Origin of the sequence: Burkholderia sp. MSMB1072 (assembly GCF_001524725.1) — a bacterium.
GTDB lineage: Bacteria > Pseudomonadota > Gammaproteobacteria > Burkholderiales > Burkholderiaceae > Burkholderia.
The window spans coordinates 1-23141 of the sequence record NZ_LOYC01000030.1; the positions used below are offsets into that span (position 1 = coordinate 1).

Consider the following 23141-nt stretch of genomic DNA (forward strand, 5'->3'; position numbering starts at 1 on the left):
GGCTCTGGCAGCAATGCTAACCCGCGCTTGATTCCTCACGGCAGGCCAGCCTTTGCCCCGCGGGAGTCATACTGACTAGCGCGGCAGGCCGGCGTGGCGCCGGCCCGGACGGCGCGGCCCGGACAGCGCGGCGCGGATGTCGCCCGGTTGCGGACGAAACCCGGCCGATCGCGCGACTGCCGCCTGCCGCCGTTACCCCGCCGCTACCCACTACTCGGCGGCAGCCGTCGTCTTGCGCGGCCGACGCGCACGCGGCGCCGCCTTGCGGGCCGGCTTCTTCGGCTTGGCGGCGGCCGGTGCTTCGGCAGTCCCTTCGGGCGGTGCTTCGGCCGGCGCCACGTCGTGCGACGGTTGCGCGGCCTCGTCCCTGGCGCCGGAGGCGCGAGACGCCGGCTCGGCGGGCGCCGCCGCCGCGTGCCCCTCGTCATGCGCCGCGTCGCGATGCGGTTCGTCCGCATGCTGGCCGTGCGCGTGCGCATCGCCACCCTGCGTCGCGTCGCCCTGCGTGGCGGCGTCCGGCTTGCCGGCCGCGTGGCGACCGGCGCCCTTCGCGGCCGCGCCCTTCTTCGCGCCGGTCTTCTTTGCCGCGCTCTTGCGCGCACGCTTGCGGCCATCCTTCGCGTCACCCTGAGCGTCGGCCACGTCGGACGTGTCGCGCGTTTCGGCCGGCGCCGCGTCGGCGACCTCGGCAAGCGCCGCGTCTTCCGTGTCGACCTGCACGCTTTCGTGAACGACCGCTTCCGCCCGCTCCTCGCGCCGGCGCGCTCCGCGACCGGCCGGCGCCGGCTCCGCCGCGCGCGTGCCGCGCTGGGCGCCGTGGTACGCCGCGCCGCCCTCACCGCCTGCCGCGACGGGCTCGGCTGCAGCCGACTGGCGAGCCCGCGACACGAACGCACCCGATTTGTCGTCGCGCCCCACTTCGAGCAGGCCGCGCGCCTGCGCCTCGTCGAGCAGGTTGCCGAACGCGCGGAATCCGTAGTACGACTCGTTGAAGTCCGGCTTGCGGCGCTTGATCGCGCTCTTGAGCACCGACGCCCAGATCTTGCCGACGTCGTCGCGCTCCGACGCGAGCGCGTCGAACGTCTCGACCGCCAGCGCGATCGCCTCGGCCTTGCGCGCGTCCATGTCGTGCTTGCGCGACGGCTCGTCGGGTCGCTTCGCGCCGCCGTTGCTCGCGCGCTGCTGCTGTTCGCGCTTCGCGAGCGCACGCTGCTGCTCGCGCACCAGATCGTCGTAGAAGATGAATTCGTCGCAGTTCGCGACCAGCAGATCCGACGTCGATTTCTTCACGCCGACGCCGATCACCTTCTTCGCGTTCTCGCGCAGCTTCGACACGAGCGGCGAAAAATCCGAATCGCCGCTGATGATCACGAACGTATCGACGTGCGACTTCGTGTAGCAGAGATCGAGCGCGTCCACGACGAGCCGGATGTCGGCCGAATTCTTGCCCGACTGGCGCACGTGCGGAATCTCGATCAGCTCGAAGCTGGCTTCGTGCATCGACGCCTTGAAACCCTTGTAGCGATCCCAGTCGCAATAGGCTTTCTTCACGACGATGCTGCCTTTCAGCAGCAGCCGCTCCAGCACGGGCTTGATGTCGAATTTCTCGTACTTCGCGTCGCGCACGCCGAGCGCGACGTTCTCGAAGTCGCAGAATACGGCCATGCTCACGTTGTCCAGGGGTAATGCCATGTGTACTCCAACCGGTGGGCCGACGCGTTATTCACACGTAGCGGCGAAAAATGCATCGCGCACATGATAGCCGGTCGGCGCGTCATTCCCGCATCCGTGTGAACGAATGAACGCCGCCACCCGGGCCGGTACGCCCGCGCCGGTACGCCCGCGCCGGTACGCCCGCGCCGGTATGCCCGCGCCGGTATGCCCGCGCCGGTATGCCCCTTATTACGCGCCCGCCATCGGGCCGATTCGACATTACACTTGAGTTATCGGTCGTCCGTCCCTATCTGGGTGGATGACGCATCGAGCAAGGAGCGGTTTCATGACGACGAAGGTACTGCTGATTGGCGCGACCGGCCGGACGGGCCGGGCCTGCGCGGATCTGCTGCTCGAGCAGCCGGAGTTCGAGCTCACGGCGCTCGTGCGCCGGCACGGCTATGCGCTGCCGGGCGCGCGGGTCGTCGAGGCCGATCTGACGAACGATTTCTCGCACGCGTTCCAGGGCATCACGCACGTGATCTACGCGGCAGGCTCGGCCGAATCGGAGGGCGCGACCGAAGAGGAACAGGTCGACCGCGACGCGGTCGCCCGCGCGGCCGAGTACGCACTCGCCTACAACGCGCAGAAGCTCGTGGTGGTCAGCTCGCTGTCCGCATACCGGCCCGAGCAGGGGCCGGACGCGCTGCACCACTATTCGCAGATGAAGCGCGAAGGCGACGATCGCGTAATCGCGTCGGGCGTCGATTACGTGATCCTGCGCCCGGGCCCGCTCACGGACGACCCGGGCGTCGGCAAGATCGCGCTGACCGACACGTGGCTCGAGCCCGCGCCGCCCGTCTCGCGCCAGGACGTGGCATGGGCCGCGATCGAGGCGATCAAGCTCGGCATCTCGCGCAAGGTCGTCGGCTTCGTCGGCGGCAGCGTGCCGATCGAACAGGCCTTGCGCGCGTAACGGCCCGTTGCGCGCCGCCGGCAGGCGGCGCATGCCCGTGCTCGCGGCCCGCACGACGGGCCGTTTTCACGCGCGGGGCAGCCGCTTACTGCTTCGGATGCGCGTCGGCCCACGCCTTCACGGCGGCGAGCGTGTTCTCGACGTGCTTGTCGGGCGACAGGCTCGTGTATTCGTAGAGAATCTTCCCTTCCGGCGAAATCACATAGGACACGCGGTTCGCGCGGTCGAGCGCCGGCAGCTTCGCGTCGTATTCGCGGATGATCTTCGCATCCGGATCGGCCGCCACCGGGAACTTGCTCCGGCACTCGCTCACCGAGAACTTCGTCAGCGTGTCGATGTTGTCGGCCGATACGCCGATCACCGTCGCGCCGTAAGCCTTGTAACGGTCGACCGCGTCCGCGAACGCATGCGCCTCGATCGTGCAGCCCTTCGTGAACGCCGCCGGATAGAAATACAGCACGACCGGCCCCTGCTTCAGTGCGTCCGCGAGCGAGTACGTGTAAGTCTTGCCGCCCAGCGACGCCTGCGTCGTGAAATCGGGCGCCGCCGCGCCCGGCTTCAGTTCCGCCTGCGCCAGCAGCGCATGGCCGGCCACCAGCGCCGCCACGGCGCCCAGCAACAGTTTTCGCTTCATCTGCGTCCTCATTTCTTATAAAGTCAGCCCGATGTAGGCCACGTGAGCGTTCGCCTGCCGAACACTCGTGTCGATGATCCGGATCCGCGGCAGCGCCGCCCGCGGCCGGCCCGTTAAAGATTCCGCACAGTCTGCCGTTATTCCTTCCGGACAACCGGTTCCAGCCCTTCACGTCAGCGAGAAACATGGAAGCCAACAGGAAACAGACGTCACGCAAGGGCTCCTGGCGCAGCGCCTTGCATACGCTGCGCCGCTTCGCCCGGTCGGGCGGCGCGCTGATGCCCGCGCGCGCCGTCGCGCCGCGGCGCGACGATTCCGTGCGCAACTGGCTGGAACAGACGGTCGGCACGGTGGATTTCCTCGCCCATGTGGACCGCGAACTGCGCTTTCTGTATGTGTCCGACGCCAGCCTGCGCTTCATCGGCTACCACCGCGACTACCTGCATACGCTGACGCTGCGCGACCTGATCGCCGAACAGGATACCCCGGCGCTCGAAGGGCTGCTCGCCCGCGCCGCACGTTCCGGCCAGGTCGAGAAGGCGACGATGTGCATCGTCAAGTCGCTCACCTACCCGCTGGACGTCGAGGTTCGCGCGTTCAAGAGCCGCCACCACGGCGTCGACGGCTTCGCGATCGCGGCCTTCGACGTGTCGTCGTGGCGCGCGCTCGAGGCCCGCCTGACGTACGAAATGCACCACGATCCGATGACGGGGCTCGACAACCTGTCCGCGCTCGTGCCGGCGCTGATGCGCGCGCAACAGACCGCCGACGAGGACGGCACCTGCGCGGCGCTGCTGCTGCTCGACCTCGACGACTACCAGCGGATCAACCGCGCGCTCGGCTACGACGCGGGCGACATGCTGTTGCGCGAGACCGCGCAGCGGCTGCAGGCGCTCGTCACGCCGAACGAGCGGCTCGCGCGCGTCGCGAGCGACAAGTTCGCGGTCGTGCTGAGCGCACCGGACCGCACGCAGGCGAGCCAGACCGCCGATGCGCTCGCGCGCCGGCTGCAGGCCGCGGTGCGCGAGCCCTACGTGTACCAGGGGCAAACCGTGCACCTGTCCGCGAGCATCGGCATCGCGCTCTACCCCGACGAACGTGCCGCGCCGCATCGGGCGCAGCACCACAGCCCGCTGCTGCGCCGCGCCGACCACGCGCTCGCGCAGGCGAAGGCATCGGGCGGCAACGCGCTCGCGTTCCATGCACCCGTCGACGACCCGGCCGACGCCGAACGGCTCAAGCTCGAAGCCGACCTGTACGACGGCGTGCGCAACGGCGAGTTTTCGCTGCATTTCCAGCCGATCACGCGCAGCCAGTCGGGCGCGGTGGTCGGCGTCGAGGCGCTGATCCGCTGGCGCCATCCGGTGCACGGCCTCGTGCCGCCGGCCACCTTCATCCCGCTCGCCGAATCGATCGGCCTGATCAACTACCTCGGCAACTGGGTGCTCAAGGCCGCGTGCATGCAGCTCGTCGCGTGGGACGGCCAGGGGCTCGCGCTGCAATACGTGGCGGTCAACGTGTCGCCGCAGCAGTTCCGCGACCCGCGCTTCACGCAAAGCGTGCGCGAGGCGATCGCGCTGACCGGCATCGACCCGCGCCGTATCGTGCTCGAAATCACCGAGAGCCTGCTGATGCACGATCCCGCGCACGCGAAAATGCTGCTCGAGGAGCTGACCAGCCTCGGCATCCGCTTCGCGATCGACGATTTCGGCACCGGCTATTCGAGCCTCGCCTATCTGCAGCGCTTCCCGCTCGCGAAGCTGAAGATCGACCGCAGTTTCGTCGAGAACCTGCTGACGTCGCGCAACGACCGCGCGATCGTGTCGGCGGTGGTCGGCCTTGCGCAAACACTGGATCTCGAGCTCGTCGCCGAAGGCGTCGAGACCGAGGCGCAGCGCGAGCTGCTGACGGAGATGGGCTGCAATCACATCCAGGGCTGGCTCGTCTGCCAGGCGCTGCCGTCCGAGGAGCTCGCGCGGCGCTTCGAGGCGCAGCAGCTGCACCTGCACGCCGCCGCCTGACGCGCGCGGCGAACCGAACAGATCCGTATGTCAATCACCGAACACCTGCCCCGCACCGCGCTGCTCGACAAGCTGTGGGCCCGGATGAACGAGCGGGGCGATTTCCCGCTGCTGTCGGAATCGCTGCGCGCGACGATGGCCGCGATGAAGAACGACGACCTCGACTTCACCGCGCTCGTGCGCGTCGTGCTGTCGGACTTCGCGCTCACGCAGAAAGTGCTGCGCCTCGCGAACTCCGCGATGTACATGGCGTTCGGCGGCAACATCACCACCGTGACCCGCGCGCTGATGGTGCTCGGCATGGACGCCGTCGGCCATCTCGTCGTCGGGCTCAAGCTCGTCGACCATTTCCATCAGAGCACGCCGCGGCGCATCGACGCGAAGCTGGAGCTGAACCGCGCGCTGCTGTCCGGCTGCGTCGCGCGCAAGCTCACCGAGCGCGTCGAACTGCGCGCGGGCGAGGAAGCCGTCGTCTGCACGCTGATGCGCCAGGTCGGCAAGCTGCTGGTGGTCTGCTATCTCGACAGCGAATGGGACCGCATCCGCCGCCGCGCGGCCGAGCTGAACGGCGACGAATCGGCCGCCTGCGCCGACGTGCTCGGCGTCGGCTTCGACGAGATCGGCCTCGAGGCGGCCGCGCGGTGGCGGCTGCCCGACGTGATCCGCGCGGGGATGGCCAACGACGACGGCCACGCGACCTGTGCCGACGCATTCGACGATGACGGCGTGGGCGGCTGCTGCCCGGCGGTCGCCGCCGACGACGGCCCGGCCGATCGCGGCCCGGCCGACCGTATCCACTGGCTGCGCGCGGTGAGCCGCTGCTCGACCGACGTCGCAAGTGCGCTCGCGCTGCCGGCCGGCCCGCAGCGCGACGCGCGCGTCGCGGCGCTCGCGCAGCACTGCAGCCCGGCACTCGGCATGGAACCCGCAGCGCTCGTCGAGATCGCCGAGCGCCTCGCGCGCGAGGAAGCGAGCGACACCGTGATGCGCGAGATCGTCGAGCTGCGCGCGAACGCCGATGCGATCGCGCGCGCGCAGGCCGAGCCCGAGGCATGCCTCGAAGCCGGCCTCGCGGACCTGCGCGCGCTGCCGTCCGAGCACGTGCTGACGCCGGTGCTCGCGCTCGCGTCGGAAAGCCTGCTGGCCGGCCTCGCCTTCACGCGCACCGTGATGTTCGTGCGTCACGACGACGGCACGTTCGCCGCGCGTCTGGGCTTCGGCCCCGGCGTCGATACGGCGCTCGACCGGCTGCGCTTCGACGAGCGCTTCGAGCCGGACGTGTTTCATCTCGCGATCTCGAACTCGGTCGGGATCTTCATCGAGCAGGCGCGGGAGCCGAAGATGATGAAGCGCCTGCCCGCGTGGTATCTCGACGTGTTCGACGACACGCGCGCGTTCGTGCTGCTGCCCGTGCGCGTCGGCGCAACGAGCGTCGCGCTGCTGTACGGCGACTGGGCCGGCGGGCAGCCCGCGCGCAAGATCTCGCAGCAGGAGATGGCCGTGCTCAACGAACTCGCGCGCGAGCTCGGGCGGTTCTTTCCCGCGCCGCCCGGCTGACGCTCGGCCCCGCCGTTTGCGCTCCACCAAAGCAAACCGGCCGCATCGGCGGCCGGTTTTTTACCATCGTGCGATCGAACGAAACGCTTACTTGAGCGTGACGGGTACGCTGAAGTACTTCTTCGCGAGGTTGTCGATCGTGCCGTCGGCCTTCAATTCCTTCAGCGCCTGATCGAGCGCGGTCTTCAGCGCCGCGTCGTTCTTGCGCAGGCCGAAGCCGACGCCCGAGCCGAGAATCTCGGTGTCGCTGACCGTGCCGCCCGCGAACGCGAAGCCCTGGCCTTGCGGCTTCGTCAGGAAGCCCTTCGAGCCGGCTTCCGAATCCTGGAAGGTCGCATCGAGACGGCCCGACTTCAGGTCGGCATACGCCAGATCCTGCGTCTGGTACGGCACGACTTCAACGCCGGCCGGCGCCCACTTCTTCTTCGCGTACGCTTCCTGGATCGTGCCCTGCAGCACGCCGACGCGCTTGCCCTTCAGCGATTGCGGGGTCGGCAGCAGGCCGCTGCCCTGCTTCGCGATCAGCTGGTTCGGAATCGTGTAGATCGGGTCGGTGAACGCGATCGCGTGCTTGCGCTGGTCGGTGATCGTCATGTCCGAATTGATCGCGTCGAACTTGCGCGCCTGCAGCGCCGGGATCAGGCCGTCGAAGTCGTTCTCGACCCACACGCACTTCGTCTTCAGCTTCGCGCACACCGCGTTGCCGATATCGATGTCGAAGCCGGTCAGCTTGCCGTCGGGCGTCTTGTATTCGAACGGTGCGTACGAGGCCTCGACGCCGAACCGGAGCTCCTTCAGATCCGCGGCAAACGCGCTGCCTGCCGCCACGGCCGATGCCGCCACCACCGCATGCGCGGCCACTTTACGCCAATCCAACTTCATCAGGTGTTCTCCTCGATACTCGAATGTTCCGGAACGACGGGCGCATGCATCATCGCAGGGTCGGATGACACCGGCAATGCCGACGCCGCGTCGTGATGCGGCGCAACAGCCGCAAGGCCGCGATTGTACCAATCCGCGCGGCCCCATATGGCAAAGCGGCCACCGATACGCGATGCTGCGCTGCGTGCGCGGCGGCCGCCACGCGACCTGTCGAACTTGCAAGACGGTGTCGCAAATATGCAAGCGCGGCCCGCTCACCGTGTGCGCGGCGTACGGGCGTCGTCGCAAAAAATGAATGGACCGCAGAACGATGCGCGGGCCGCGAGCGCCGCGGTCCGCCCGATGGCGCATCGATCAGACGAGCGCGGCCAGCGTGTCGCGCGTCGTATCGACGACGAGCAGGCCCGCGCGCAACCCCGGCTTCACGGTCGGGTTCGGGAACACGATGCGTTCCTCGTCGTGCTGCACCGTATAGCGATAGTCGCCGTCCTGCGCGAGCACGGTGCCGCGCGGGAACGCGGTGAAATTCGCGACGTCGGCCGCGACGAACAGCTTGAGCGCGTCGCTCTGCTTCGTGATCTGATCGATCACAGTGAAAACGCGCGGCAGCGACGGATGGCCGCCCCCGGCATCGCCATCCGTCGGCCCCCCCGACACGAGCTTGCGCACCGCGCGATCGGCCGGCGCGAAGCGCGTCAGGTCGTTCTGGCCGAACGGCCGCACCTTGCCGAGTTCCAGCGTGCACGCAAGCGCGCCGCAATGCTCGGCCGTGAAATGCGAATACGTATTGCCTTTCGCCGTATGTAGCAGCACGGCCGCGATGCGGGCGTCGCCGAGCCATTCGACCATTGTGCGCGTGGGCGGCGTGCCCGTGTACGGCAGCAGCGCGAATTGCTCGAACACCGAGGCGCGAATCGCCGTGTGCATGTCGATGTGCCAGCGTGCGCCGGCCGCCGGCGCCGCCGCGAAGAATGCGGACGCCGCCGCTTCGAGTTGCGCGGCGCGCGGCGCTTCGCGGCTCGCGGGCGCCTGTGCGTGACGACCGCTGAACAGCCGGTTCAGGTCGTCGTCGAAATAGCGTTCGCCCGCGCGCATCGCCGGCACGTTGCCGAGCACGACGAGCAGCCGGCACGCGAGCGGCAGCGCGCCCGACGCCAGATCGCGCACCAGCATCGACAGCAACTCGATCGGCGCGGTCTCGTCGCCGTGCACGCCGGCCGACACGAGCACGCTCGCGCGCGCCGCGGCGTCGGCCGCTGCCGGCTCGAACGCGAGCAGCCCGTCGCCGAGCCATTGCCAGCGCACCGCGCCGCCCGCGCAGGCGCCGTCCTTGACGGCCGGCGCATCACCGGCCAGCGTGAACGCGAGAAAATCGTCTAGCAGCGCGACGGCCGGCATCCGTGCCTCAGCGCTGGAAGTCATACAGCGAGCCGACGCGCAGGATCTGCGTGAGCTCGTCGAGCGCCGTGCGCGACTCGTCGAGCAGCGCCGGATCCGCGAGGTCTTCCGGTGCGAGGCGATCGCGATAGTGCTTGTCGATCCACGCGTCGAGCGACGCGAACAGCGTATCGTTGATCCACACGTTCGACGTGACGGCTGCGCGCTCCGCCTCGGTCAGCACGACGCGCAGGCGCAGGCACGCGGGGCCGCCGCCGTTCTTCATGCTTTCGCGCAGGTCGAACACGAGCACGTCGCGAATCGGGCCGTTGCCGGCCGCGAGCTGGTCGAGATAGGCGGCGACCCTCGCGTTCTCGCGGCATTCCTGCGGCACGACGAGCACCTGCGCCCCATCCGCGCGCGACAGCAACTGGCTGTTGAACAGATACGACGTCACCGCGTCGTTGACGCTCACGGCCGCGTCCGGCACTTCGATTACGTTCAGGCGCGCACCGCGTGCGTCGAGCGCGGCGGTCAACGTGTCGTAGATCGCCTGCTTGTTGACGAACGCGCGCTCGTGCGTGAACAGCGTATCGCGGTTGCCGACCGAGATCACGTCGTTGTGGAACACGCCCGCATCGATCACGTCCGGATCCTGCTGCGCGTAGACCGTCGCTTCCTCGGCGAGCCCGTGACGATGCGCGACCGCGCGGCTCGCCTCGAAGGTCTGGCGTGCCGGGAAGCGCTTCGGCTCGGGGCCGCGGCGGTATTCGGCACGGCCGTACACGAAGAACTCGATACCCGGCTTGCCGTATTCGGCGCAGAAGCGCGTGTGGTTCGCCGCGCCTTCGTCGCCGAGCGCCGGCGTGCCCGTCAGCGCTTCATGCACCGCGAAGTGCGCGGGGTCCGCGAACAGCGTCGACAGCGTGCGGCGCGTCGCTTCGTGTTCGATCGCTCGGTGCAGCTTGCTGCACAGGTTCGCCGGCGTGAAGTGCACGCGGCCGTCGCTCGTATCCGCCGACGGGCTGACGGTGGCCGCGTTCGCGGTCCACATCGCCGACGCCGAACTCGCCGCGGCGAGCAGCTCGGGCGCCTGTTTCGCGGCCTTCGCGATCACGTCGGCGTCCTTGCCCGAGAAGCCGAGCTCGCGCAGCAGGCGCAGCGACGGCCGCTCCTGCGGCGGCAGCACGCCTTGCGCGAAGCCGAGATCCGCGAGCTGCTTCATCTTGCGCAGCCCTTGCTTCGCGGCGGCCTTCGGGTTCGCGGCCGACTTCTCGTTGTTCAGCGACGCCACGTTGCCGAACGACAGCCCGGCGTAGTTGTGGGTCGGGCCGACGAGCCCGTCGAAATTGGCTTCTTGTGCGTTCATCGTCGTTCCCTCGATCAGAAATGCAGGCCCGGCGACAGGCTCGCGGGCAAAGTCAGTTGCGTGCTTTCCACCGACGCCATCGGATACGCGCAATAGTCGGCCGCGTAGTACGCGCTCGGGCGATGGTTGCCCGAGCGGCCCGTGCCGCCGAACGGCGCGGCGGACGACGCACCGTTGGTCGGCCGGTTCCAGTTGACGATCCCGGCGCGGATCGTGCGGCGGAAGTGCTCCCACACCTTCGCGTCGTCGGCCAAGAGGCCCGCGGATAAGCCGAATGCCGTGTCGTTCGCACGCTCGATCGCGTCGTCGAACGTCGCATAGCGGACGATCTGCGCGAGCGGGCCGAAGTGTTCTTCGTCGGGCAGGTTCGCGACGCCCGTCACGTCGACGATCGCCGCGTTCACGAAGCCGAGGCGCGGATCGCGCTGCGTCATCGCGACGATCGGCTTCGCGCCCTGCTCGATCAGGCGCGACTGCGCGTCGACCAGCTTCGCGGCCGCACGCGCCGAGATCACCGCGCCCATGAACGGCTGCGGATCGGCGTCGAACACGTCGGCGGTGATCTTCGACGTGACGTCGGCAAAGCGCGCGAGGAAGCGGTCGCCGAACGCGCCCTGCGGCACGAAGATGCGGCGCGCGCACGTGCAGCGCTGGCCGGCCGACAGGAACGCCGACTGGATCGTATGATGCACGGCCGCGTCGATGTCCTCGACTTCGCCGATCACGAGCGGGTTGTTGCCGCCCATCTCGAGCGCGAGCACGATTTCCGGACGGCCGCCGAACTGCTTGTGCAGCAGCGTGCCGGTATCCGAGCTGCCGGTGAAGAACAGCCCGTCGATCTGCCGATGGTTCGCGAGCGCGATGCCGGTGTCCTTCTCGCCCTGCACGAGGTTCAGCACGCCGGCGGGCAGCCCGGCTTCCTTCCATACTTCGACCGTTGCGCGCGCAACGCCTGGCGCGAGTTCGGACGGCTTGAACACGACCGTGTTGCCGGCGATCAGCGCCGGCACGATATGACCGTTCGGCAAGTGGCCGGGGAAGTTGTACGGGCCGAACACCGCGACGACGCCGTGCGGCCGGTGGCGCAGCACCGCGACGCCGTCGGCCATGTCCTGGCGCTTCTCGCCGGTGCGTTCCTGGTAGGCCTGGATCGAGATGCCGACCTTCGCGGCCATCGCCGCGACTTCGGTGCGTGCTTCCCACAGCGGCTTGCCCGTTTCGCGGCCGATCGCGGTCGCGATCGCTTCCTTGCGTTCGGCAAGCAAGGCGGCGAAGCGCTTGACGATCTCGCAGCGTGCTTCGAAGTCGAGCGCCGACCAGCCGGCGAACGCGCGGCGCGCGCTCGCGACCGCACGGTCGACGTCGGCGGCCGACGCGCTTGCGCCCTGCCATGCGATCTCGTCGGTACCGGGGTTGCGCGAAGCGAAGACGGGGCCCGAGCCTGCGACCCAGGCGCCGTCGATGAAGAGTTCCGTCATGATTCGTTTATCCCTGTTTGACTTTGAGCGGCAGCACGCGGACCGGATCGCCGGCCTTCACGTCGAGCGCGGCGGCATCGTCGGCCGACAGCACGAACGAGCCGTTCGCGACCACGCCCGGCGCGACGCCGACGCGGAAATCCCCGAGCGACGTGTTCGACACGAGCGACTTCGGCGCGTCGTCACGTGCATCGGGCACGCCGATCGCGACCGGCACGACGACGCTCTCGCGCACCGTGCGCAGGTCGTTGACGTGGCATTCGAGCACGGGACCCGCATCGAAGATGTCGACGTGGTTCTGGTAACGCAGCCCTTCCGCCTCGAGCATCTTGCGGGCCGGCAGCGTGTCGCGGTGCGTGAGGCCGACCGCGTCCTGCGCGTCCTGCGGCAGCAGGTCGACGTACACGGGATAGCGTGGCATCAGTTCCGCGAGGAACGACTTGCGGCCGTGCGAGCTGAGGTAGTCGGCCGCGTTGAAATCGATCTGGTAGAAGTGCGAACCGACCGCGCGCCAGAACGGCGACGTGCCGTCCTCGTCGAAGTGGCCGCGCAGTTCCGCGCAGATGCGTTCCGGAAAGCGGTCGCGGAACTGCGCGATGAACATGAAGCGCGAGCGCGACAGCAGGCCGCCGACGCCGCCCGTGCGATAGCGCGGGCTCAGGAACAGCGAGCAGACTTCCGCGTAGCCCGTCAGGTCGTGCGAGATGTTCAGCGCGGACATCCGCGTCCACACGCCGAGCTCCTGGCTCGCGTGCACGACCGTGCTGACGCGATAGTTATAGAACGGTTGCTCGAGGCCGACCTGCGTTTCGATTCCGCACACGCCTGCGATGTCGCCCGTCTTCGAGTCTTCCATCACGAAGAAGTAGCCGGCTTCACCCGGTGCGGCCCGGCCTTCGAGCGTGCGGCGCGAGCGTTCGATGCGCGCGGCGAGCGCGTCGCGGTCGGGCTTGAACGTGGTCAGGCCCGGCCCGGTTTCCTGCGCGAGCGACACGAGCGCGTCGACGTCGCCCGTTTGTACGACCCGAACGACGATCATGCTGCGTCTCCCGTCAAATCTTCATCGCTGCGGCGATGCAGCGGCACGCAGCGCACCACATCGCCTTCCTTCACATCGAGCGCCGCGCGCACGTCGCCGGCCAGCGGCGCATCGTGCGCGTCGCCCGGCAGGTCGGCCAGCACGCAGCGGAACGATTCGCCGCTGCCCGTCGACACCATGTACGCGACGTCGCCCTGCTGATGCGCGGCCTCGCGCACGACGCGCTCCGAGCCGTGCTTCACGCACGCGGTGCGGTCGACCTGCGCGGTCAGCACCGGGCCGGCGTCGAAGATGTCGACGAAGCGATCGGGCTCGAAACCTTCCTCGAGATGGATGTCGTACGCGAGCAACGCCGTTTCGTTCGGCTCGCCGAGCACGCGCTGCGCGGCTTCCGGCAGCAGCGGCACGTAGAGCGGATAGGCCGGCATCACTTCCGCGATGAACGTGCGGCTGCGGCCGCCCGATGCGATGTCGACGTCGGTGAAGTCGCGGCCGAAGAACTTGCGGCCCACCGCTTCCCAGAACGGCGACGCGCCCGTGGCGTCGCTCACGCCGAGCAGCAGCGTGAAGACTTCCGGCGTGAAGCGGCGACGGTTAGCGGCGATGTACATCATCCGGGCGCGCGAGATCAGATGCGCGGCCGCGTCGCCGCGCAGCGACGGATCGACGTAAAAGCCCGCGAGCCGGCTCTTGCCGGTCAGCTCGTGCGACATCGTGAGCGCGTGAATCTTGCGATTCACGTGCAGCTCGCGCGACGCGTGGATCAGTGCGTCGTTGCGGAACGCGTAGAACGGTTCCGAGTAGCCGGCCGCGGCCACGATGCTCGCCGTGCCGAGCAGCTTGCCGGTCGACGAATCCTCGAGCACGAAGAGATAGAACTCCTCGCCGGCGAAGTCGACGTCCGCGCGAAACGAATCCTCGGAGAGCGCCACACGCGCTTCGAGCGCCGCGCGGTCGTGCGGCAGCGAGTGCAGGACCGGCTGCGCGGTGCGCGCCATGTGCGCGAGCGCATCGAGATCCGTGAGTTTGCCGGGGCGAACAAATAGCATCGTCGTTCCTGTCTGCGATAGGCGCGCCGATCAGCGCGCGGTGGCTTCCTGTGCGGCGAGCACTTGTTCGACCGCCTTCTCGAAGCGCTTCATGCCTTCGTCGAGCAGGTCGAACGGGATCACCAGCGACGGGACGAAGCGCAGCACGTTCGGGCCGGCGATCAGCATGATCAGGCCGTTCTCGGCGGCGGCGGTGACGAAGTCCTTCGCGCGGCCGTCGAATGCGGCGGTGAGTTCCGCGCCGACCAGCAGGCCCTTGCCGCGGACGTCCTTGAAGATGCCGAAACGCGCGTTGATGCGTTCGAGCGCGCCCTTCAGGCGCACGCTGCGTTCGCGCACGCCTTCGAGCAGGGCCGGATCGCCGATCAGTTCGACGACCTTGTCCGCGATCGCCGACGCGAGCGGGTTGCCGCCGTACGTCGTGCCGTGCACGCCGACCTTGAAGTGCGCGGCCAGTTCGTTCGTCGTCAGCATCGCGCCGATCGGGAAGCCGTTGCCGAGCGCTTTCGCGGTCGTGAGGATGTCCGGCGTGACGCCCGTGTCCATGTAAGCGTAGAACTGGCCCGTACGGCCCACGCCCGTTTGCACTTCGTCGAAGATCAGCAGTGCGTCGTTGGCGTCGCATGCTTCGCGCAGCGCCTTCAGGAACGCCGGATCGGCCGGGATCACGCCGCCCTCGCCCTGCACCGGCTCGACGATCACGGCACAGGTTTTCGGGCCGATCGCGGCCTTCGCGGCTTCGATGTCGTTGAACGGCAGGTGCTTGATGCCTTCCGGCACGGGGCCGAAGCCTTCCGAGTATTTCGGTTGGCCGCCGACGCTGACCGTGAAGAACGTGCGGCCATGGAACGACTGGACGAACGACACGATTTCGAATTTGTCGGCCCCGTGGCGATCGAATGCGACGCGGCGCGCGAGCTTCAGCGCGGCTTCGTTCGCTTCCGCGCCCGAGTTCGCGAAGAATGCGCGATCGGCGAAGGTCAGCGATTCGAGGCGCTTCGCGAGGCGCAGCACGGGCTCGTTCGTGTAGCCGTTGCCGATGTGCCAGAGCTTGCGGCTTTGCTCGTCGAGTACCTTCAGCAGTTCCGGGTGGCCGTGGCCCAGCGACGTCACCGCGATGCCGCACGCGAAATCGATGTATTCACGGCCGGCCGTGTCCCACACGCGGGAGCCCTCTGCGCGATCCGGCACGAACGGGGCGGGGGAAAATACCGGCACCATCACTTCGTCGAATGTCTGGCGGGTCACGGTCGAGGTCGTCATGGTCGTTCCTTTCGGTTTCGTAAGAGGGTTCAACAGGATCAAGTTTAGGTAAGGGTGACGCAAGCGTCTTGCGGAATTGCGACGGGTTCTATCGGAAGGTTTTGGTTTTTTGCCCTCTCGGGAAGGGGCAGCTGCCGCTTGGCGGTATTTTGGGGCTTTTGCTGGTTGGCGGGTTGCTTGCGGTTTTCGTGAAATGCCCGTGATCGTGTCGGTCCATTAGCGTCGCCCCTGCGCGGGGCAGCGGTCACTTTTCTTTGTCTTGCCAAAGAAAAGTAACCAAAAGAAAGGCGCTCGAAATCGCATGACTTCCCGGTGCCATGGCCAGCAGAGTGGTCCGCACAAAAGTGTCCGCGCCAGTCAGAACAACGGAGTGGTTCGAGCAATGGTTCTGACACCTCTCACTACCCAACAGAGCGGTATACCCTCCGCTAGCTCCATCCTCGCTACGCTCGGCTGCAAGGTACTTCAGGGCGTGCGGTTGCGTTCGCGCTTCTCCACGAACTGTCAGTGCCGGCACTCTTCCCGCTCTCGGCATTTATATGACCAGGTCATTTGACTATCGGTGTCTCCGATAGCACGTGTTTGCGGCCCCCATTTTCTCGCAAGGCTTTCCTGCGTATCGAAAATACAGTGGGTCCCTGCTGAGGACGGGCAATGTCGGCATGGTGGGGATGGACCTGTCGGCCGAGCGAAGCGAGGACGGAGCTAGCGGAGGGTATACCGCTCCGTGGGGTAGTGAGTGGTGTCAGAACCATTGCTCGAACCACTCCGTTGTCCTGACTGGCGCGGACACTTAGATGGTGGCCACTCTGCTGGCCATGGCACCGGGAGGTCATGCGATTTCGAGCGCCTTTCTTTTGGTTACTTTTCTTTGGCAAGACAAAGAAAAGTGACCGCCGCCCCGCGCAGGGGCGACGCTAATGGACCGACACGATCACGGGCATTTCACGAAAACCGCAAGCAACCCCGCGAACATCCCCCCAAAACCAAACCCCAAAAAACCACCCTCAATCCTTCCCCCGCTCAACGAGCGCCCCCCCTCGAGGCTCGCTGCCCCCGCCGGTCTGCTTCTCGAGCCAGGCTCGTCGATCTTCCCGCGGCGTGACGCCGAACCTCTCTCGATAAGCATTGGAAAAATGCGCAGCAGAAGAGAACCCACAGGCGAGCGACACTTGAACGACGGACTTACTGGTCCGCTGCAACTGCGTCCTTGCCTTGAGCAATCGAAGATTGAGGTAATACTTGGAGGGCATCGCCCCGAGATACTGCCGAAAGAGCCGCTCGAGCTGTCGGCGCGACACGCCGACCAACCCGGCGATCTCATCGGTCGTCAACGGATCCTCGACATTGGCCTCCATCAACAGCAACGCGTCGTTCAACCGAGGATGCCGCTCGCCGGGCGCGGTGACAAAAGGAATCCGCTGCCGCTCCTCGCCGCTGCGCAGCGCCCCGACCCCGAGCGCATCGGCAATCCGCTCCGCGAGGTCCGCCCCATGCTCCCGGCCAATCATGGCCAGCATGAAATCGACGGTTGCCTGCCCACCGGCACAAGTCGCCCGGTCGCGATCGATCTCGAAAATCTGCTGCGTGACGATCGACCGCTCGAACTGTTCGGCGAACTGCTGGTACGTCTCCCAGTTCACGCTTACGCGATACCCGGAGAGCTGTCCCGCCATCGCAAGCCACCACACGCCGTGGTGAATGCCGGTCACGACGGGCGTGCGCTGCCCGACCCGGGCGAGACTCGCGAGAAACAGCCGGTAATCGGCAAACTGCTGAAACCGCTCCGACACGACGATCAACCAGTCGCACGCGATCGCATCGTTGAACGCCGCATCGGCATGCCATTGCGCGCCGCCCGCGAGCGGCACCGGCCGCCCATCCCACGAACACACCTGCCAGCGGTACAAAAGCCGCCCGTCGATCTCGTTCGCGAGATTCAGCGCATCGACGATCGGACCCACACCCGACATCGACACGGGCGGCAATGCAACGATCGCCACCTGCGTCGTGCGGGTGGCGCCTGCGGGACGGGACACCGGTACCACGGTTGAAACCTGCCCCGTCGCGTTACTTGAGGCTGCCCGACAGGAACTGCTTGAGCCGCTCGCTCTGCGGGCGCACCAGCACTTCCTTAGGATCGCCCTCTTCCTCGGTCCGCCCCTGGTGCAGGAACATCACGTGGTTCGACACGTTGCGTGCGAAGCCCATCTCGTGCGTGACGACGATCATCGTGCGGCCTTCCTCGGCCAGCTTCTGCATCACCTTCAGCACTTCGCCCACGAGTTCCGGATCGAGCGCGGAGGTCGGCTCGTCGAACAGCATCACGTCCGGATGCATCGCCAGCGCCCGCGCGATCGCCACGCGCTGCTGCTGGCCGCCGGACAGATGCGACGGATACTGCTTCTCGACGCGCGGCGGCAGGCCGACCTTCTCCAGGTACTCGCGCGCACGCTCCTCGGCTTCCTTCTTCGAAATGCCGAGCACGTGCACGGGCGCTTCCATCACGTTCTCGAGCACGTTCATGTGCGCCCACAAGTTGAAGTGCTGGAACACCATCGCGAGCTTCGTGCGGATGCGCTGCAGCTGCTTGTGATCGGCCACCTCCAGCGCGCCGGTCTTGTCGGCCTTCGTGCGCACGGCCTCGCCGTCGACGACGATCTGCCCCGCATTCGGCCGCTCGAGGAAATTGATGCAGCGCAGGAACGTGCTCTTGCCCGAGCCGCTCGCGCCGATGATGCTGATGACGTCGCCCGCCTTCGCGTCCAGCGACACGCCCTTGAGCACCTCGTTGTCGCCGTAGCGCTTGTGAATGTCGACCGCGGCAAGCTTCACGGAAGCGGACGCGCTCGTTTGAGTGATCTCGGCCAACTGGCTCTCCTCGAGTGAATTCAATGACGGGCGGCCGCGAGATACGCGAGCCAGTGGCGCTCCGCGCGGCGAAACGCCGCGACGAGTGCGAACGATACCGCAAGATAGATCAGCGCGGCGATTCCGAACGACTGGAACGCCATGTAGGTCGCGGAATTGGCGTCGCGCGCGACCTTCAGGATGTCCGGCACGGTGGCCGTGAACGCGACGGTCGTCGCGTGCAGCATCAGGATCACTTCGTTGCTGTACAGCGGCAGCGCACGGCGCAGCGCCGACGGCAGGATCACGCGGCGGTACATCGTGAACGGCGTCATCCCGTACGCACGCGCCGCCTCGACCTCGCCGTGCGGGATCGCACGGATCGCGCCGGCGAAGATCTCGGTGGTGTATGCGCAGGTGTTCAGCGCGAACGCGAGGATCGCGCAGTTGAAGCCGCTGCGGAAAAACGCGTCGAGCAGCGAGTGCGAGCGCACGAACTCGAGGCTGTACATGCCCGTGTACATCAGCAGCAACTGCACGTAGAGCGGCGTACCGCGAAACACGTACGTGTAGAACCGCACGGGCATCGACACCCACTTGTTCCTCGACACGCGTGCGACCGCGAGCGGCACCGCGCACACGAAGCCGAGCGAAATCGATGCGACGAGCAGCCACAGCGTCACCGCGAGGCCGGACAGGCGCTGGCCGTCCCAGAAAAGGAACGCCTTGCCGAATTCCTGGAGGATCTCGATCATAGTTCTGCGTGCCGCACGCCCATGGAATAACGCTTCTCGAGCTGGATCAGCACGAGGTTGGAGACGGTCGTGATCGCGAGATAGATCAGCGCCGCGACGAGGATGAAGAAGAACATGTTGAAGGTGCTCTTGCCGGCGTCCTGCGCGGCCTTCACGACGTCCGCAAGACCGATGATCGACACCAGCGCGGTCGCCTTCACGAGCACCTGCCAGTTGTTGCCGATGCCCGGCAGCGCAAAGCGCATCATCTGCGGAAACATGATCCGCGCGAACACGCGCGCGCCGCTCATCCCGTAAGCCGCGCCGGCTTCGAGCTGGCCGCGCGGGACCGACAGGAACGCGCCGCGGAACGTCTCGGTGAAGTACGCGCCGTAGATGAAGCCGAGCGTCAGCACGCCGGCCACGAACGGATCGATGTCGATCTGGTTCCAGCCGACGAGGTCGGTGAACTGGTTCAGCCAGATCTGGATGCTGTAGAACAGCAGCAGCATCAGCACAAGATCGGGCACCGAGCGGATCAGCGTCGTATAGCCGGTCGCGATCGCTCGCAGCACCCGGTTGTGCGACAGCTTCGCCACCGCGCCGATCAGTCCCAATGCCACCGCAGTAGCGAGCGACAGCACCGACAGCTCGATGGTCTGCACGGTGCCGGCCCAGAGGACAGGACCAAAGCCGTAAAGGAACACGCGCGTCTCCAGAATTGAATGAATGCCGACGCGTATGCCTGTCCCGCGCCGGGCTGACGCGGATAGTCGCAAGCGAAATTGATTGCCTCAAATCACCGTGCACGCGTTTGCTGCGTCGCAGCAATTCGTCCCACCATTTGTGCGCATGACTTACGGCGCTGTTTCAAAAGGGAAAAACCCGTTTCCTGACAGTCTCATGACACGTCGGGAAGCGGGTTTTTTGCAATTTTCCGGTCGCTTTTTCGATATAGCGCCGCACTGGCCATCGAGCCGAATGGGCATGTCCGGACACACGCCACACAATCGCTCGCTCATGCCCGCGACGCGATGCAGGCCGATTCGATGTCATCCGCGGCGACGCCTCATTTTTGCATCTACAAAAACTTCTTGCCACCTCATGTTTTCGCATCCACAATTAGTCGGAATTCCGTTCGTTTTCGATGATGCCAAGGATCTGTCGAACCGACTGAAACATGGCATATCGCTGCGAATGGCCGAATTCGCCGAGTGGGACGCAGCGTGCGCGTGGCCGGACGTTCGTCGCGATTACGGCGAGACGCGCTGGGTCTGCCTGGTGCCGATCGGCGCGCGCCTTCACACGGCGATCGTCGTCCCGCGCGGCCGCGCACTGCGTGTCGTCAGCCTGCGAAAAGCCAACAACCGAGAGATGATTCGATATGAAGAAGGCGGTTAAATTCATACGCAACACGCCCGAAGAAGAAGCGGCGATCGCGCGCGGCATCGCCGCCGATCCGGACGCCCATGAACTCAGTGACGAAGAAATCGATGCGATGGAGCCATTCGTCGAGGTCGTCGCGAAGAAATTCGGGCGCCCGAAGCTCGAGCACCCGAAGGAACAAGTCAGCATCCGCTACGACGCCGACATCCTCGCCGCGTTTCGGGCGGACGGCCCCGGCTGGCAGACGCGCATGAACGACGCGCTGCGCGACTGGCTGAAGAAGCGCCGCGCGTAAACGTCACCGCCCTTTCAGGATGTCGGAGCGCGAAGTCGTATAGACGAGCCCGTCCGGGCCGAAATGGACGTTGAAGAACGCATCGGTGTTGACGCCGTCCTCGAGCCAGCGCCAGCTCCAGACCGTCTCGGGCTTCAGCGGGTATTGCGCGATGTCGCCAGGCTTGCCGAGCAGGCGTCGGACCTCGTCCTCGTTCATCCCCGGGCGCACTTTCGCAAAATTCTCGGCGGTCAGCACTTGCGTCGCGCCCGTGTAGCGCCCGTTCGCATCGAGGTCGACGAACCAGGTCTGGTTGCCCATCGGGCCGCGCGGATATTCGAGACGCTTCGAGCCGTCGGTGAACGTGCGCTCGGTCTCGGGCTTGCCCATCGTGCCGCGCACGTCGGCCTCGGTCGATTCGCCGACCTTCAGCCCCTTCAGCAGCAGCGGCGCGGGCTTGATCGCGTTGAAGAAGTCCCTGATACGTTGCACGTCGAGATGGCCTTGGTCGTCACAACCGGTTAGCGCCAGCGCAGCGGCCAGCATCGTCACGGAAAGCAGCCGGAAACGGAAAATCATCGGAAGAGTTGCGCGTGTAGGAAACACGCGGCAAGGATACCCGCGCGACGCCGAAAGCGCGAGACGGGCCGTGCGACCCGTCCCGGATTCAATGCGTCGTTTCCGTTTCGGCCCGGGTTTCGGACGCCCGATTCGCCGGCGGCGCGGTGCGCGGCACGGCCGGCGGCGCGCCCAGACGGCGGCGCGTGCGCAGCAGCTCGACGAGCTGCCACGAGCCGAGCGCGAGGCAACCGAACAGCACCTCGCGGCCGCGCTTGACCACCGCGAGCGACAGCGCCGTCTCGCGGTCGACGCCGAACATCTGCGCGAGCAGCACGACGGTCGCTTCCTGCACGCCGAGCCCGCCCGGCACCATGAAAGCCGCATGCCGCACCGCCTGCGTCATCGCCTCGATCGCGATCGCGCCGCCGATCGACACCGGGTGGCCGAGCAGCGCGAGCGCCCAGTAGATCTCGAGCGCGCCGAGCACGTAGCCGGCCAGTTGCCAGAAGAAGGCGCTGAACAGCAGGCCCGTGCGCGACATCAGCGAATCGATGTCGGCGTCGAGCCGACGGCCGTCGACGCCCTGCAGCAGCCGGTGCGAATCGCCGAGCAGGCGGCCCGCGAAACGCTCGATCGCATGGAAGATGCCACCGCGCCGCATCAGCACCACGCCGAGCACCGGCAACGGCAGCGTCAGCAACAGCGCGAGGCCGATCGTGCCGCCGCCCATGTTGTCGGTTGCCGCGAGCAGCAGCACGAGGCCGAGCGCCGCGAACGCATACTGCACGACGATCGTCACGAGCACCTCGACGATCACCGACGCAGTCACACGGCTCGCGTCGGGCACCTGCCAGCGCGCGAGCCGGATGCCGACGATCTCGCCGCCGATCCCGACCACGGGCAGCAGCCGGTTCACGGCCTCGCGCACGGTCGCGATCCACCACAGGAACGGCAGCGAGCTGCGCCGGTCGAGCAACAGGTGCCACGCGTACGCATCGAGCAGCAGCGGCAGCGCGTGGAACGGCACCAGCCACAGCAGCGCGTAGCCGGCGCGCGCGAGCATCTGCGACACGTCACCGACGCCTTCGTGCAGCCCCAGCGCGAGCAGGATGCCGATGCCGATCGGCCAGCCGAGCCACTTGATCCACTTGCTCATGACGGCTGGGCTCCCGGCGCCCGCGACGCGTGCGCGCCGCGCCGTGCCGCGGGCTCGCCGAATACGGCGGCGAAGCCGCCGGTCGCGACGCCCGCCGCCTTCAGCGCGGCCGCGACGCGCGGCGACAGCAGCGCATCCAGTTCGTCGACCGGACGGTAGCCGGCCATCGTCGGCGTGATCGGGCCGTCGCCGGCTTCGGCCGGATGGCAGTAGATCTCGCCGACACCCGGCGGCAGCTTCGCGAGCGCGTCGAGCAGCACGGCCTCGTCCATCGCGCCCGTCCGCTCGATGCCGACCACGTAGTCGTTATGCGCGAGCCCGGCCCGGTTCAGCCGCGCGCGCACCAGCGCGATCCACGGCTTGAGCCACGCGGGCGCGCCGGTTTCGTACGGCAGCCGCACCGCGCGCAGCCCGTAGTCGCGGCCGATCTCGACGATCATCGACAGCACGGTCGGATGCAGGTGGAAATGCTTGTGCGCGTTCACGTGGTCGAGCGGCAGGCCGCTCGCCGCGAACGCATCGAACTGCGCACGGATTTCGCGGCGCAGTTGCGCGCGAACGTGCGGCAGGAAGAAAAAGCGACAGCCGTCCTTCGCCATCGCGTCGCCGAATCGCCCGTCGGGGCCGACGAGTGCGGGAATGTCATGCGCGGGAAGCGTGGCCGGCCCGTCCGCGAGCACCAGATGCAGGCCGACCGCGAGCGACGGCAGCCGCCGCGCGCGTTCGATCGCATCCTGCGCCGCGGGCGCACCGACCATCAGGCTGGCGGCGTTCAGCACGCCGTCGCGATGCGCGCGCTCGACCGCCGCGTTGACGCGCGGATGCAGCCCGAAGTCGTCCGCGGTGAAAATCAGCGCCTGCGCCGCCCGCTGCGTCGCCACG

General features: G+C 67.3%; 21 protein-coding genes. 5 read left to right on the top strand and 16 right to left on the bottom strand.

Annotated elements, in window-relative coordinates; all coding sequences use genetic code 11:
- Nucleotides 1-210: 210 nt before the first annotated feature.
- The gene (locus WS89_RS13290) at nucleotides 211-1692 is read right to left on the bottom strand and encodes an NYN domain-containing protein (protein ID WP_059791416.1); all 1482 of its coding nucleotides are present in this window, start codon (nucleotides 1690-1692) and stop codon (nucleotides 211-213) included.
- A 307-nt stretch (nucleotides 1693-1999) separates the two neighbouring features.
- Here WS89_RS13290 and WS89_RS13295 point away from each other — a divergent pair, with 307 nt between their 5' ends.
- Nucleotides 2000-2629, top strand: coding sequence for an SDR family oxidoreductase (locus WS89_RS13295; protein ID WP_034206834.1), 630 nt, complete (start codon nucleotides 2000-2002; stop codon nucleotides 2627-2629).
- A gap of 85 nt (nucleotides 2630-2714) precedes the next feature.
- Here the strand turns inward: WS89_RS13295 and WS89_RS13300 are convergent, their stop codons facing one another.
- Nucleotides 2715-3263 carry a peroxiredoxin gene (locus tag WS89_RS13300; RefSeq protein WP_059791418.1) on the bottom strand — a complete coding sequence of 183 codons (549 nt, stop codon included), beginning with the start codon at nucleotides 3261-3263 and terminating at the stop codon, nucleotides 2715-2717.
- Nucleotides 3264-3541: 278 nt separating this feature from the next.
- On the opposite strand from WS89_RS13300, the gene cdpA reads away from it, so the two are divergent.
- Together cdpA and WS89_RS13310 are read left to right on the top strand one after the other, a co-directional pair.
- Nucleotides 3542-5284 (top strand): cyclic di-GMP phosphodiesterase CdpA, encoded by a 1743-nt coding sequence (cdpA, locus tag WS89_RS13305; protein WP_218921298.1) that lies wholly within the window; start codon nucleotides 3542-3544, stop codon nucleotides 5282-5284.
- 27 nt (nucleotides 5285-5311) lie between these two features.
- Nucleotides 5312-6841 carry an HDOD domain-containing protein gene (locus WS89_RS13310; RefSeq protein ID WP_059791422.1) on the top strand — a complete coding sequence of 510 codons (1530 nt, stop codon included), beginning with the start codon at nucleotides 5312-5314 and terminating at the stop codon, nucleotides 6839-6841.
- Between the two features lie 87 nt (nucleotides 6842-6928).
- Here the strand turns inward: WS89_RS13310 and WS89_RS13315 are convergent, their stop codons facing one another.
- The 11 genes from WS89_RS13315 to WS89_RS13365 all read right to left on the bottom strand — a co-directional run bounded on the left by WS89_RS13315 (nucleotide 6929) and on the right by WS89_RS13365 (nucleotide 19589).
- Nucleotides 6929-7723, bottom strand: a complete 795-nt coding sequence (locus WS89_RS13315; protein ID WP_059791424.1) for an ABC transporter substrate-binding protein — start codon at nucleotides 7721-7723, stop codon at nucleotides 6929-6931.
- 354 nt (nucleotides 7724-8077) lie between these two features.
- Entirely contained in the window at nucleotides 8078-9121 is a 1044-nt protein-coding gene (gene astE, locus WS89_RS13320) for a succinylglutamate desuccinylase (protein WP_179949866.1), read from the bottom strand.
- 7 nt (nucleotides 9122-9128) lie between these two features.
- The gene (astB, locus tag WS89_RS13325; protein WP_059791427.1) at nucleotides 9129-10469 is read right to left on the bottom strand and encodes an N-succinylarginine dihydrolase; all 1341 of its coding nucleotides are present in this window, start codon (nucleotides 10467-10469) and stop codon (nucleotides 9129-9131) included.
- Between the two features lie 14 nt (nucleotides 10470-10483).
- Nucleotides 10484-11947 (bottom strand): succinylglutamate-semialdehyde dehydrogenase, encoded by a 1464-nt coding sequence (gene astD, locus WS89_RS13330; protein WP_059501818.1) that lies wholly within the window; start codon nucleotides 11945-11947, stop codon nucleotides 10484-10486.
- Nucleotides 11948-11954: 7 nt separating this feature from the next.
- Nucleotides 11955-12986 (bottom strand): arginine N-succinyltransferase, encoded by a 1032-nt coding sequence (gene astA, locus WS89_RS13335; RefSeq protein ID WP_059791429.1) that lies wholly within the window; start codon nucleotides 12984-12986, stop codon nucleotides 11955-11957.
- Entirely contained in the window at nucleotides 12983-14035 is a 1053-nt protein-coding gene (gene aruF / locus WS89_RS13340; protein WP_059791431.1) for an arginine/ornithine succinyltransferase subunit alpha, read from the bottom strand. The genes astA and aruF overlap by 4 nt, the downstream gene beginning before the upstream one ends.
- Nucleotides 14036-14065: 30 nt before the next feature.
- A complete protein-coding gene (locus WS89_RS13345) occupies nucleotides 14066-15298 on the bottom strand; it encodes an aspartate aminotransferase family protein (RefSeq protein ID WP_059501812.1) in 1233 nt (410 codons plus the stop codon).
- A gap of 1007 nt (nucleotides 15299-16305) precedes the next feature.
- Nucleotides 16306-17346, bottom strand: coding sequence for a GlxA family transcriptional regulator (locus tag WS89_RS13350; RefSeq protein WP_059782519.1), 1041 nt, complete (start codon nucleotides 17344-17346; stop codon nucleotides 16306-16308).
- Between the two features lie 22 nt (nucleotides 17347-17368).
- Complete coding sequence (locus WS89_RS13355) at nucleotides 17369-18169, bottom strand: ABC transporter ATP-binding protein (protein WP_034206824.1); 801 nt, start codon at nucleotides 18167-18169, stop codon at nucleotides 17369-17371.
- Nucleotides 18170-18189: 20 nt separating this feature from the next.
- Nucleotides 18190-18903 carry an ABC transporter permease gene (locus WS89_RS13360; RefSeq protein ID WP_034206823.1) on the bottom strand — a complete coding sequence of 238 codons (714 nt, stop codon included), beginning with the start codon at nucleotides 18901-18903 and terminating at the stop codon, nucleotides 18190-18192.
- The gene (locus tag WS89_RS13365; protein WP_006488734.1) at nucleotides 18900-19589 is read right to left on the bottom strand and encodes an ABC transporter permease; all 690 of its coding nucleotides are present in this window, start codon (nucleotides 19587-19589) and stop codon (nucleotides 18900-18902) included. Before WS89_RS13365 ends, WS89_RS13360 begins: the two co-directional genes overlap by 4 nt.
- An 82-nt stretch (nucleotides 19590-19671) precedes the next feature.
- Here WS89_RS13365 and WS89_RS34640 point away from each other — a divergent pair, with 82 nt between their 5' ends.
- Together WS89_RS34640 and WS89_RS13375 are read left to right on the top strand one after the other, a co-directional pair.
- The gene (locus WS89_RS34640; protein WP_257128168.1) at nucleotides 19672-20283 is read left to right on the top strand and encodes a BrnT family toxin; all 612 of its coding nucleotides are present in this window, start codon (nucleotides 19672-19674) and stop codon (nucleotides 20281-20283) included.
- Nucleotides 20267-20563: a BrnA antitoxin family protein gene (locus WS89_RS13375; RefSeq protein WP_027783976.1), complete on the top strand. Its 297-nt coding sequence runs from the start codon at nucleotides 20267-20269 to the stop codon at nucleotides 20561-20563. Before WS89_RS34640 ends, WS89_RS13375 begins: the two co-directional genes overlap by 17 nt.
- Before the next feature lie 3 nt (nucleotides 20564-20566).
- Here WS89_RS13375 and WS89_RS13380 read toward each other — a convergent pair whose 3' ends face one another.
- From WS89_RS13380 to hpnK, 3 genes are all read right to left on the bottom strand, one after another.
- A complete protein-coding gene (locus WS89_RS13380; RefSeq protein WP_034206821.1) occupies nucleotides 20567-21121 on the bottom strand; it encodes a lipoprotein in 555 nt (184 codons plus the stop codon).
- Nucleotides 21122-21209: 88 nt separating this feature from the next.
- The gene (locus WS89_RS13385; RefSeq protein ID WP_059791433.1) at nucleotides 21210-22259 is read right to left on the bottom strand and encodes an HpnL family protein; all 1050 of its coding nucleotides are present in this window, start codon (nucleotides 22257-22259) and stop codon (nucleotides 21210-21212) included.
- The gene (gene hpnK / locus WS89_RS13390) at nucleotides 22256-23140 is read right to left on the bottom strand and encodes a hopanoid biosynthesis-associated protein HpnK (RefSeq protein WP_059501528.1); all 885 of its coding nucleotides are present in this window, start codon (nucleotides 23138-23140) and stop codon (nucleotides 22256-22258) included. Before hpnK ends, WS89_RS13385 begins: the two co-directional genes overlap by 4 nt.
- Nucleotide 23141 lies beyond the last annotated feature (1 nt).